General features: G+C 71.9%; 10 protein-coding genes and 1 other RNA gene. 10 read left to right on the forward strand and 1 reads right to left on the reverse strand.

Annotation, left to right across the window (positions count from 1 at the left end; translation table 11 throughout):
• Positions 1-13 precede the first annotated feature (13 nt).
• The 10 genes from ffs to IH45_RS0141055 all read left to right on the forward strand — a co-directional run bounded on the left by ffs (position 14) and on the right by IH45_RS0141055 (position 10,967).
• An RNA gene (gene ffs / locus IH45_RS1000000146005) (signal recognition particle sRNA small type) lies at positions 14-112 on the forward strand.
• Positions 113-164: 52 nt separating this feature from the next.
• A complete protein-coding gene (locus IH45_RS0141015) occupies positions 165-2,837 on the forward strand; it encodes a DNA polymerase III subunit gamma and tau (protein ID WP_030681620.1) in 2,673 nt (890 codons plus the stop codon).
• Between the two features lie 227 nt (positions 2,838-3,064).
• Entirely contained in the window at positions 3,065-3,421 is a 357-nt protein-coding gene (locus IH45_RS0141020) for a YbaB/EbfC family nucleoid-associated protein (protein WP_107058815.1), read from the forward strand.
• Positions 3,422-3,561: 140 nt separating this feature from the next.
• A complete protein-coding gene (gene recR / locus IH45_RS0141025) occupies positions 3,562-4,161 on the forward strand; it encodes a recombination mediator RecR (protein WP_003984655.1) in 600 nt (199 codons plus the stop codon).
• Entirely contained in the window at positions 4,154-4,819 is a 666-nt protein-coding gene (locus IH45_RS0141030) for a DUF5063 domain-containing protein (RefSeq protein ID WP_030681626.1), read from the forward strand. Before recR ends, IH45_RS0141030 begins: the two co-directional genes overlap by 8 nt.
• Positions 4,820-5,146: 327 nt before the next feature.
• Positions 5,147-6,418, forward strand: coding sequence for an aspartate kinase (locus tag IH45_RS0141035; RefSeq protein WP_003984653.1), 1,272 nt, complete (start codon positions 5,147-5,149; stop codon positions 6,416-6,418).
• The gene (locus IH45_RS0141040) at positions 6,415-7,512 is read left to right on the forward strand and encodes an aspartate-semialdehyde dehydrogenase (RefSeq protein ID WP_030681629.1); all 1,098 of its coding nucleotides are present in this window, start codon (positions 6,415-6,417) and stop codon (positions 7,510-7,512) included. Before IH45_RS0141035 ends, IH45_RS0141040 begins: the two co-directional genes overlap by 4 nt.
• 416 nt (positions 7,513-7,928) lie before the next feature.
• Complete coding sequence (locus IH45_RS0141045) at positions 7,929-8,600, forward strand: SigE family RNA polymerase sigma factor (protein ID WP_394298746.1); 672 nt, start codon at positions 7,929-7,931, stop codon at positions 8,598-8,600.
• Positions 8,597-9,922 (forward strand): DUF4232 domain-containing protein, encoded by a 1,326-nt coding sequence (locus IH45_RS01000000144700; protein ID WP_030681632.1) that lies wholly within the window; start codon positions 8,597-8,599, stop codon positions 9,920-9,922. Before IH45_RS0141045 ends, IH45_RS01000000144700 begins: the two co-directional genes overlap by 4 nt.
• An 85-nt stretch (positions 9,923-10,007) precedes the next feature.
• A complete protein-coding gene (locus tag IH45_RS0141055; RefSeq protein ID WP_032919424.1) occupies positions 10,008-10,967 on the forward strand; it encodes an SURF1 family protein in 960 nt (319 codons plus the stop codon).
• Between the two features lie 24 nt (positions 10,968-10,991).
• Here the strand turns inward: IH45_RS0141055 and IH45_RS0141060 are convergent, their stop codons facing one another.
• Entirely contained in the window at positions 10,992-11,828 is an 837-nt protein-coding gene (locus IH45_RS0141060; RefSeq protein ID WP_030681638.1) for a pentapeptide repeat-containing protein, read from the reverse strand.
• Between the last annotated feature and the right edge of the window lie 172 nt (positions 11,829-12,000).

Raw genomic sequence — 12,000 nt, forward strand, 5'->3', positions numbered from 1 at the left:
CGCTAGGGTTGGGCGCAGCCCCTCACGTGGCGCTATCTCACCGAACTCCCCCAGGGCCGGAAGGCAGCAAGGGTAAGTGAGCTCTGGCGGGTGCGTGGGGGGCGTTTGCGTTCCGGGGATCGGGGGCGGGCCGGTTGTCGGTGGGGGCCGATATCGTCGTATGCGTGTCGTCCCTCGCGCTGTACCGCCGCTACCGCCCCGAGACCTTTGCTCAGGTCATCGGGCAAGAGCACGTGACCGATCCGCTGCAGCAGGCCCTGCGTAACAACAGGGTCAACCACGCGTATCTGTTCAGTGGGCCGCGTGGCTGTGGCAAGACGACCAGTGCGCGCATCCTGGCGCGCTGTCTGAACTGTGAGAAAGGTCCCACCCCCGATCCCTGCGGGGAGTGCCAGTCGTGTGTGGATCTCGCCAGGAACGGGCGGGGGAGCATCGATGTCATCGAGATCGACGCCGCTTCGCACGGTGGTGTCGACGACGCGCGTGAGCTGCGGGAGAAGGCGTTCTTCGGGCCGGCCAGCAGCCGGTACAAGATCTACATCATCGACGAGGCCCACATGGTCACGTCGGCGGGCTTCAACGCGCTGCTCAAGGTGGTGGAAGAGCCGCCGGAGCATCTGAAGTTCATCTTCGCGACCACCGAGCCCGAGAAGGTCATCGGGACGATCCGGTCGCGTACGCATCACTATCCGTTCCGGCTGGTGCCGCCGGGGACGCTGCGTGACTACCTGGGTGAGGTGTGCGGGCAGGAGGACATCCCCGTCGAGGAGGGTGTGCTGCCGCTGGTCGTACGGGCCGGGGCCGGGTCCGTGCGTGACTCGATGTCGGTGATGGACCAGCTGCTCGCCGGCGCGGGCGACGCCGGTGTGACGTATGCCATGGCCACGGCCCTGCTCGGGTACACCGACGGGTCGCTGCTGGATTCGATCGTGGAGGCGTTCGCCGCGGGCGACGGGGCGGCGGCCTTCGAGGTCGTGGACCGCGTCATCGAGGGCGGCAACGACCCCCGGCGGTTCGTGGCCGACCTGCTGGAGCGGCTGCGGGACCTGGTGATCCTGGCGGCGGTGCCGGACGCGGCGGAGAAGGGGCTGATTGATTCGCCCGCGGATGTTGTCGAGCGGATGCAGGCTCAGGCGTCGGTGTTCGGGGGGGCGGAGCTGGCACGGGCCGCGGACCTGGTCAATGTCGGGTTGACGGAGATGCGGGGGGCGACCTCGCCGCGGCTGCAGCTTGAGCTGATCTGCGCGCGGGTGCTGCTGCCCGCCGCATACGACGACGAGCGGTCGGTGCAGGCACGCCTCGACCGCCTGGAGCGCGGGGCGAGCACGGCCGGGCTGAACCTTGGTGGCGCGGTGTCCACGGGCATCGGCGGGCCTGCGGTGGAGTACGTACCGGGGCCCGGCAGTCATGCGGTGGCGCCGCCTCCCGCGGGCCCGCCTGCCGGGGCGCATGCCGAGGCGCCTGCCGGGGGGCCCGCCGGGCCGTCCGGCCCGGCGGCGGCGCGGGCTGCGGTGCGAGGGGCGAGTGGCTCGGCCGCCTCGGCGAGTGCCCCCGCCGCCCCGGCCAGTGGTCCTGCAGCCGTGAGTGGGGGAGCTGATGGGGCTGGTGGGTCGGCTGCTCCTGGGGGAGGGAGTGCGGCTGCTGGTGCGCCTGGGGGCGGGGCGGCGCCTGGGGCTTGGCCCGGGGCTGGAAGCGGGCAGGAGGCCGCGCAGAGTGGTGCCGGTGCCGGTGCCGGTGCCGGTGCCGGTGCTGGGCAGCGGCAGCCTGGGGCTTGGCCTGGTCAGCACGCGGCCGGTGGTGCGCAGGGCGGCAGCCAGGGGGGCGGTGCCCAGCCCGGTGCCTGGCCCGGTCAGCAAGGGGCCAGTGGTGCATCCGCCGGGCGGCAGCCTGGTGGATGGCCTACGGCTGCCGCGCCTGGGCAGGGTGGTCCGGGTGGGGGCGGTGCGCCGTCCGCGTCGGGGCAGTCCGTACCCGTACAGCATGCGCAGCCGTCGCAGCCCGGGCAGCAGCCTCAGCAGGCCCCGCAGGGCGGCGGCAGTATGGCGCAGGGGGCCGCGCAGGTGCGGCAGCTGTGGCCGGAGATTCTGGAGGCCGTGAAGGGACGGCGGCGTTTCACCTGGATTCTGCTCAGCCAGAACGCGCAGGTCGCCGGGTTCGACGGCACGACGTTGCAGATCGGCTTCCCGAACGCGGGGGCTCGCGACAGCTTCGCCAACGGCGGCAGCGAGGACGTGCTGCGGCAGGCGCTGGCCGAGAAGTTCAATGTGCAGTGGAAGGTCGAGGCGATCGTCGATCCGTCCGGGGGCTCCAATCCGCCCGGCGGTGGCGGTGGTGGTGGCGGTTACGGCGGAGGCGCGCCGCAGGGCGGCGGCTTCGGCGGTAACAGTGCTGGCAGTGGTGGCTTCGGTGGCGCCCCGGGCGCGCCCGCGCAGGGTGGCGGCCAGGGCGGGCCCGGTGGGGCGTCCGGTGGGTACGACGGTGGTTCCGGGTACGACGCGGGTGGTGCCACGGGCGGCGGCCAGGGCGCGCAGATGGCGCGGCAGGCGGTCGCGCCGACGGGCACCCCGTCCGGAGGCGGCGGTTACGGGGCCGGTGGCGGCGGGAACGGTGGTTCCGGCGGGGCGTACGGATCCGGAGGCGGTGCCTCGGGTGGTGCCGCGGGCGGTGCCGGCCCGGAGGCCGGATACCGCGAGCCGGAGCCCGCGCCGGTGTCGATCGAGGACGACATGCCCGCCGAGGACGACCCCGACCTGGTCGACTCGGCGCTGAGCGGGCACGACCTGATCGTCCGCGAGCTGGGGGCCACGGTGGTCGAAGAGTTCAACAACGAGTACTGAGTAGTACTGAGTAGTACTGAGTAGTACTGAGTAGTACCGGGTACGGGGCGGCGTCGAACGGTGCCGACCCGTGCCGGTTCCGGTGGCGGCCCCGGCTCCGTCGGCCCCCACCCCCACGTGACCCGCCGCACACCCCCGCTCCTCCGTACGGCGTAGGGCGTAGCGCCGTTCGAGCACGTAGGCTCGGGCTACCGCACCAATCGTTGTCGTACGGCAGGAGTCACGTAGTGATCCCCGGTGGTCAGCCCAACATGCAGCAGCTGCTCCAGCAGGCCCAGAAGATGCAGCAGGATCTCGCGGCGGCCCAGCAGGAGCTGGCCGAAACCCCCGTCGAGGGCTCGGCGGGAGGCGGCCTGGTCAAGGCGACCGTGAACGGCTCCGGTGAGCTCCAGGGCCTGGTCATCGACCCCAAGGCGGTGGACCCGGAGGCGGGTACCGCGGAGGAGAACGCCGAGACCCTCGCGGACCTCGTGCTGGCCGCCGTACGGGACGCCAACGCCAGCGCCCAGCAGCTCCAGCAGCAGAAGCTCGGCCCGCTCGCCCAGGGCCTGGGCGGCGGCGGCATTCCCGGCCTCCCCTTCTGATCCCTTTCCGGGCCGTCCGGCCACGGGCCCGTCCCGGATACGGGGGCGGGCCCGGCGGAAGAGTTCCGGGGACGGGGCTCCCTTTCCGGGGAGCGGCCAACTAGCGTACCCACCAGGGCAGAAGAGAGAGAAGACGTTCCGTGTATGAAGGCGTGGTCCAGGACCTGATCGACGAGCTGGGCAGGCTGCCCGGCGTCGGTCCCAAGAGCGCGCAGCGGATCGCCTTCCACATTCTTCAGGCCGAGCCGACCGACGTCCGCCGGCTCGCGAACGCGCTGATGGAGGTCAAGGCGAAGGTGCGGTTCTGCAGCGTGTGCGGCAATGTCGCGCAGGACGAGCAGTGCCGGGTCTGCCTGGACCCGCGCCGTGACCCGGCGGTCATCTGTGTCGTGGAGGAGCCCAAGGACGTCGTGGCGATCGAGCGGACGCGGGAGTTCCGCGGCCGCTACCACGTGCTCGGCGGGGCGATCAGCCCGATCGAGGGCGTGGGCCCCGATGATCTGCGGATACGGGAACTCCTGGCCAGGCTCGCGGACGGCACGATCACCGAGCTGATCCTGGCCACCGACCCGAACCTGGAGGGCGAGGCCACGGCCACGTACCTCGCGCGCATGGTCAAGCCGATGGGCCTACGGGTGACGCGGCTGGCCAGCGGACTGCCCGTCGGGGGCGATCTGGAGTATGCCGACGAGGTCACGCTCGGGCGGGCCTTCGAAGGGAGGAGACTTCTCGATGTCTGATGCCACGCTGCACGACGCGACGCAGAACCCGGACGATTTCGCCGTCCAGATCTCCGACTCGATCGAGAGCTTCATCGTCGCGGTCACCGAGGTCGCCAAGGGCGACGAGCCGGACAGCGCCGTGCCGTTCCTGCTGCTGGAGATCTCCCAGCTGCTGCTGACCGGCGGCCGGCTGGGCGCGCACGAGGACATCGTGCCGGACGAGCGGTACGAGCCCGACGTCGGCCCGGAGCCCGACGTGGACGAGCTGCGGGAGCGCTTCGCCCGGCTGCTGGACCCGGTCGACGTGTACTCCGAGGTCTTCGACCCGTACGTACCGCGCAGCGAGCCCGTCCCGTGCCGGATCTCCGACGACCTCGCGGACATCATCACGGACCTGCGGCACGGGCTGGCGCACTACCGCGCGGGCCGGATCAGCGAGGCGCTGTGGTGGTGGCAGTTCTCGTACCTGTCGAACTGGGGGCCGACGGCGAGCGCGGCCCTGCGCGCGCTGCAGTCGCTGGTCGCCCACGTGCGACTCGACCAGCCGCTGGACGCGCTGGACGGCCTGGACACGGACAGCGGCGCGGTGGACGGCGACGAGGAGCGGCTGGCCGAGGAGGCCGGCAAGGTCATGGCGGCGGAGATCGCGGGGCCGCTGGGGCTGCGCGAGGTGTGAGACGGGCCGCTGGGGCCGCGCGAGGTGTGAGAGGGCCCGGTGGGCGGGTACGCGGCGCCCGGCAAGGCCCACCCGTACGGACACCACCCCCGATGTGACCTGGCTTACCTTTCCGTGTGCCCCCCGGAGAAGCGGGCATGTGCTGCCCGAGCGGGCGCAACGGCGCGCCCACGCCGTTCCACGACACGCGTGACGTGAGCCTGATGTCTCACCATGTGGTATTGGCGAGGCGGATTCCGCCTGCTCGTTAGACTGAGCCGACCGCAGTACCCCCATATCCGGGGGTCCGGGAGGAAACTCCCGAAGAGACATTTGCGAGGAGCGCACGTGGGCCTTGTCGTGCAGAAGTACGGCGGCTCATCCGTTGCGGATGCCGAGGGCATCAAGCGCGTTGCCAAGCGGATCGTCGAGGCCAAGAAGAACGGCAACCAGGTGGTTGTGGTGGTCTCCGCGATGGGCGACACGACGGACGAGCTGATCGATCTCGCGCAGGAAGTGTCCCCGATGCCGTCGGGGCGCGAGTTCGACATGCTGCTGACCGCCGGAGAGCGGATCTCCATGGCCTTGCTGGCGATGGCGATCAAAAACCTCGGTCACGAGGCGCAGTCCTTCACCGGCAGCCAGGCCGGTGTCATCACCGACTCCGTGCACAACAAGGCACGGATCATCGATGTCACCCCGGGCCGTATCAAGACGTCCGTGGACGAGGGCAACATCGCCATCGTCGCCGGTTTCCAGGGCGTCTCCCAGGACAAGAAGGACATCACCACGCTGGGCCGGGGCGGCTCGGACACCACCGCCGTCGCGCTGGCCGCGGCGCTGGACGCGGATGTCTGTGAGATCTACACCGACGTGGACGGCGTCTTCACCGCCGACCCCCGGGTCGTGAAGAAGGCCCGGAAGATCGACTGGATCTCCTTCGAGGACATGCTGGAGCTGGCCAGCTCCGGTTCCAAGGTGCTGCTGCACCGCTGCGTCGAGTACGCCCGCCGTTACAACATCCCGATCCACGTCCGCTCGTCCTTCTCCGGACTGCGCGGCACCTGGGTCAGCAACGAACCGCAAGGGGACCAGCCCATGGAGCAGGCGATCATCTCGGGCGTCGCGCACGACACCTCCGAGGCGAAGGTCACGGTCGTCGGCGTGCCGGACAAGCCGGGCGAGGCCGCGACGATCTTCCGTGCCATCGCGGACTCCGAGGTCAACATCGACATGGTCGTACAGAACGTGTCGGCCGCCTCGACGGGCCTGACCGACATCTCCTTCACGCTGCCGAAGGACGAGGGCCGCAAGGCCGTCGCGGCGCTGGAGAAGACCAAGGCGTCGGTGGGCTTCGACTCGCTGCGCTACGACGACCAGATCGCCAAGATCTCGCTGGTCGGCGCCGGTATGAAGACCAACCCCGGGGTGACGGCGACCTTCTTCGAGGCGCTGTCCAACGCGGGCGTGAACATCGAGCTGATCTCGACATCCGAGATCCGCATCTCGGTCGTCACCCGCGCCGACGACGTCAAGGAAGCCGTGCAGGCCGTGCACAGCGCCTTCGGCCTCGACAGCGAGAGCGACGAGGCCGTGGTGTACGGCGGCACCGGTCGATGACGACCCCCTTCCCGGTTGCGGGCCGCGCGGCTGACCGCGCGGCCCGCAAGCCGCATCTGGCCGTCGTCGGCGCCACCGGCGCGGTCGGCTCGGTGCTGCTCGGCCTGCTCTCCGAGCGGGCCGACGTCTGGGGTGAGATCCGGCTGCTGGCCTCCTCCCGTTCGGCCGGCCGCAAGCTGACCGTACGGGGCGAGGAGGTCGAGGTCCTCGCGCTGGGCGAGGAGGCGTTCGACGGCATCGACGTCGCGGTGTTCGACGTACCGGACGAGGTCGCCGCGCAGTGGGCGCCGATCGCCACCGCCAAGGGCGCGGTGGTCGTGGACAACTCCGCCGCGTTCCGGCTGGACGCGGACGTGCCGCTGGTGGTCCCCGAGGTCAACGGGCACGCGGCGCGGGTACGCCCGCGCGGCATCGTCGCCAACCCGAACTGCACCACCCTCTCGATGATCGTCGCGCTGGGTGCCCTGCACGCCGAGTACGGGCTCAGCGAGCTGGTCGTCTCCTCGTACCAGGCGGTCTCCGGCGCGGGCAAGGACGGTGTGGACACGCTGCGTTCCCAGCTCGCCGCCGTCTCGGGTACGGAACTGGGCACCACGCCCGGTGACGTGCGGCGGGCGATGGGCGACACGCTCGGGCCGTTCCCGGCGCCGGTCGCGCTGAACGTCGTGCCGTGGGCCGGGTCCCTGAAGGAGGACGGCTGGTCCTCGGAGGAGCTGAAGGTCCGCGACGAGTCGCGGAAGATCCTGGGGCTGCCCGGTCTGCGGGTCTCCGCCACCTGCGTACGGGTTCCGGTGATCACGACGCATTCGCTGACCGTGCACGCGCGGTTCGAGAACGAGGTCACGGTCGCCGGGGCGCACGAGATCCTGGCCTCCGCGCCGGGCGTGGTGGTCTGCGACGATCCCGCGCAGGGCGAGTTCCCCACGCCCGCCGACGTGGTCGGCACGGACCCGACCTGGGTCGGGCGGGTACGGCGGTCGCTGGACGACCCCCGTGCGCTGGAGCTGTTCGTGTGCGGGGACAATCTTCGCAAGGGCGCGGCACTGAACGCGGTACAGATCGCCGAGGTGGTCGCGGCGGAGATGGCCGGGTAGGACGCCGGAGTCCGGGCCCCGGAGAGAGCCGGTGTCTGGTAATCGGCGTTCGGTGGCCGGGAACCGCTGTCGGCGGCCCCGGTGGGCCGCTTCGGGCCGGGCTCTGACCCGATTGGTGCTGTGGCTGATCCGCTCAGGAGATACCTTGTGAGACGTGTGAAGGTCCTGTGAGCGAGTCGTTGGTCCAAACCACTTGAACTGGTCCGACGGCGTGTTCGACCATGCGCTTCCCCCCTTGCTGCAACCGGCAGTTGGGAGGGAAGCGTCTTTGTCGCCGCCCCTCACGGGCGGCCACGGACCTGCGGAACAAATGGGGTATTTGGGGAAGAGCTGGTACGCATGAGGGCATTTGACCCGCCGTCAAAAACGGTGTCTTGCGCGTACAACCCTGATGGGGGGAAACGTGTCCAACAGGCGTGGCAGAGGTACTCGGCATCACGCTCGCCCCAGGGGGCTCCGGCGGCACGGCGGTGCGGCCGTTGCGGCCCCGTATGCCCGGGGGCATGCCGGTGATCGCCCCGTGGCCCGCCGCGCAGCCCGCGCAACCCGCGCAGCTCTCTCCCCAGCGTGGGGACACTGACGACGCGATGGCTGCGGGCACGACTGTCGACCATCTCACCGAGACCTACCGCGCGCACTACCGTTCGCTGCTGGGGCTGGCCGCGCTGCTGCTGGACGACACCGCCTCGTGCGAGGACGTCGTCCAGGAAGCCTTCATCCGGGTGCACTCCGCCCGGGGCCGGGTGCGTGATCCCGAGAAGACCCTCGCCTATCTGCGCCAGACCGTCGTCAATCTCTCCCGCTCCGCGCTGCGCCGCCGCATCCTCGGGCTGAAGCTGCTCTCCAAGCCGATGCCCGACATGGCCAGCGCGGAGGAAGGCGCGTACGACCTCCTGGAACGCGACCAACTGATCAAGGCGATGCGCGGACTGCAGCGTCGCCAGCGCGAGGTCCTGGTCCTGCGGTACTTCGCGGACATGACCGAGGCGCAGGTCGCCGAGACCTTGGGGATATCGCTCGGTTCGGTGAAGGCGTACGGCTCACGGGGTATCGCGGCGCTGCGCGTCGCCATGGAGGCTCCCGCATGAGTGGCAAGCTGTTCGGCCCGCACGACCCGCACGATCCGTACAACCGGCAGGACCAGCACGTTCCGCAAGAACCGAACGACCCGCACGACCCGCACGGCCCGAACGACCCGCACGGCCCGAACGACCCGCACGGCCCGCACGACCTGCACGACTCGCAGGCCCGGGGCGGCGACGGCCCAGGCACCGAAGGCTCAGTCGTCGGCGACGGCCCAGGCGACGGCCTCGGTTCCGGTGACGGCTTCGGCCTCGGATCCGGCGACGGTCCCGGCGTAGGCGAGGACGAGTTGCGGCGCCTGCTGCACACCGCCGTCGACGATCTGGAGCCCGCCCCCGACGCGCTCGACCAGCTGCGCCGCGCGGTCCCGGCCCGGCGCCGCCGGCGCCGTCACGCCGTGGTCGGCGCGGCCGCGGCCCTCCTGCTCGGCGGTACGTCCATCCCCGCGATGGTGCACGTGGCCAGCTTCACCGACGGCCCCGAGGACCGCCCCGCGAACGCCGCCAGCACGCAGCGCACCCCGGGCGGCACCACGGGCTCGCACGGCGAGGGCACGGAGCGCACCGACAAGCCGCCGACCGGCCACGACGGCCGGAAGACGGAAGAGGGAGCCAAGCCCACCGAGCCGGGCAAGGGCCCGGACAAGAACGGCAAGCAGCCCGGCACCGGCGTCGGCACCACCCCCGACCCGTCCGCGACGATGGACGTCGCCTCGCCCGCCTGCGCACGCGCGCAGCTCGGCAACGGTGTCAGCACGGTCGGCCCGGCCGACTCGGCAGGCCGGATCTACGGCTCGTTCCGGGTCGTGAACACCTCCGACACCACCTGTTCGGTCGAGGGCGGCGGCCAGGTCGGCATACACGCCCAGGGCGGTACGGACAGCTCGCGCATCAGCGTCGTGGACCACACGGCGGGCGACGCGGCCCCCGGCCTGCCCGATCCGATCACCACGCCGGACCAGCTGGTGCTCAAGCCGGGCCAGGCGTACGAGGTCAAGTTCGCGTGGGTGCCGGCCGAGGGCGGCGGTGCCACCGGCTGTGCGGCGCCCCCGCCCTCGCCGTCCCCGGCCCCGTCCAAGGCACCCGGCGAGTCCTCGCCCGGCGTCTCGGCGGCCACCACGGACAGCGGCAGCGGCGGCGGCACCACGGGCGGCGGCGGCCAGGCCGGCGGCGACGACGGCACGCCGGGCGGCGGCGGTTCCAAGCCGCCGGGCGGCGTGGTGCTCAATCACACCCCGGAGGCCGGGGAGCCCGCGGCGGCGGACGCCAAGATCCCGGACGCCTGCGCGGGCACGGTCTACCGCACCGGGGCCCTGCCCGCGAAGTAGCCGGTGGTCCCCGCCGGGCGTGCGGTGGCGGGGCGGTTCGGCCCCGCCGTCCGGCCCGGGCGGCGCTCCCCGTACCGTTGGCCCTGTGTACCGGTTCCTGCTGACCCCGCGGTGGTGGGGAATCAACGTCTTCGCCGTACTGGCGATCCCTTTCTGCATCTTCATGGGCAGCTGGCAGCTGAGCCGCTTCGAGGACCGCGTCGACACGCACCACCAGCAGGAGGACCGGTCCGCCGAGGCTAAGGCCGCGGCCGCCCGGCCGCTGGCGGAGCTGCTGCCGGTGGACAAGGTCACCTCCGGCCGCCAGGCCACCGCGACCGGCCGCTACGACACCGCGCACCAACTGCTCGTACCGGGTCGCGAGCTCGACCAGCGGCGCGGCTTCTACGTACTGACGCTGCTGCGTACGGACGGCGGCAAGGCCCTGCCGGTCGTACGGGGCTGGCTGCCCGGTGACGCGGACGCGCCGGGCGACCGGGCGAAGGTGCCCGCGCCGCCGGGCGGAGAGGTGAAGGTCACCGGTGCCTTGCAGGCGTCGGAGAACCAGGGCACCGACGGGGTGCACGCGGGCGGCGGGCTGCCGGCCGGGCAGCTCGGCATGATCAGCGCGGCGTCGCTGGTCAACATCGTGCCGTACGACGTGTACGACGCCTGGATCACCGTGACCGACGCGCAGGCCCCGCTGCGGGCCGTACCGCCGACGGCGGCGGAGGGCAGCGGGCTGGACCTGAAGGCGTTCCAGAACCTGGGCTACACCGGGGAATGGTTCGTGTTCGCCGGCTTCGTCGTCTTCATGTGGTTCCGGCTCTTCCGCCGGGAGGCGGAGGCGGCCAGGGATGTGGCGCTGGGGCTGGTTCCGGCGGAGTCGGTGAAGTCGGTGGAGAAGCCGGGGGAGGGACCGGCGGAAGAACCGGTGGAGGAACCGGCCAGCGGTGCTTCCGTGCAGGGGGCCGCCGGGACGGACAACGGCGCGTCTGTGGAGAAGGCGGCCGGGACGGACAACGGCGCCTCCGGTGACAAGGCGGCCGGGGCACCGCGCCCCTGACCGCCCCGGCGGGGCACGCCCCCGCTACTTCCAGTGCGCAGGACGGGCGAGGCCCGCCGGCAGCTTGGTCGCCGCGTCGCCCTTGGCCGCGTTGAGCTGGGACTGGGTGACGAAGACGGCGCCGGTGAGGTCGGCGCCGCGCAGGTTCGCGTCGCGGAAGTCCACGCCGATCAGGTCGGCGGTACGCAGGTCGGCGCCCGTGAGGTCGGCGGCGATGAGACAGGCGCCGCGCAGGTTGGCGCCCCGCAGGTTGGCGCCCGCGAGCCGGGCGCCGATCAGGTCGGCTCCCCGGTGGTTCTTCTTGCGGCCGGGAACGGCGGCCCGCACCAGTTCGCTGGTACGCAGCAGCAGCGCGTTGACCTCCTGCCGTACGGCCGCGACGTCCACCTGCGCGAGCTGCTCGGCGCTGCCCCGGGTGATCCGGTCGGTTTCCGCGAGGGCCCGGCGGAGGTCCTTGTGGACGGGGCGGGCGGGTGGCAGCGACAGCGCCTCGGTCAGGTACCAGAGCAGCTCGTGGAGCTGGCGCATGACGGGAAACACGTCGAACATCGGCCGCGCCGTCTTCGGCGCGCTGCGCCAGTCCGTACCGCCGAAGGTGACCTGGGAGACCTTCTGGCCCGCGCCGAAGCAGTCGAAGACCGTACAGCCGGAGAAGCCCTTGTCGCGCAGGCGGGCGTGGATGCCGCAGCTGAAGTCCGCCTGGAGGTTGCCGCACGGCTTGCCCGCGGGCTTGTCGACCGCGAAGTCGGCCGAGGCGGCGAAGGGCAGCGCCACGCAGCACAGCCCGAAGCAGCTGCCGCAGTCGGCCTGCAGGTCGAGACGGCCGTCACCGGCCGAGGGGGCTTCCTGCTTCTGGGACACCGCGCGTGATCTCCTGCCACAAGACGAGCAGGAGCGCGCTCCTGCCACACGATGAGCACCGCCGCCGCGACAGCGCCGCCTCCGCGACCGCCGTGCTCCGTACAAACCTCCATTGTCCCGGACGGGGGCGGGAAGCGGGGCGGGGGTGCGGGAACAGGGGCAGGGGTGCGGG

It is taken from the genome of Streptomyces rimosus subsp. rimosus, from assembly GCF_000720725.1.
GTDB classification, from domain to species: Bacteria; Actinomycetota; Actinomycetes; order Streptomycetales; family Streptomycetaceae; genus Streptomyces; species Streptomyces rimosus_A.

Excerpts from the sequence above, each read along its gene's own strand:
- IH45_RS0141040 (WP_030681629.1), top strand. The coding sequence starts at position 6,415 with ATGACGACCCCCTTCCCGGTTGCGGGCCGCGCGGCTGACCGCGCGGCC.
- IH45_RS01000000144700 (WP_030681632.1), top strand. The coding sequence starts at position 8,597 with ATGAGTGGCAAGCTGTTCGGCCCGCACGACCCGCACGATCCGTACAAC.
- IH45_RS0141030 (WP_030681626.1), top strand. The coding sequence starts at position 4,154 with ATGTCTGATGCCACGCTGCACGACGCGACGCAGAACCCGGACGATTTC.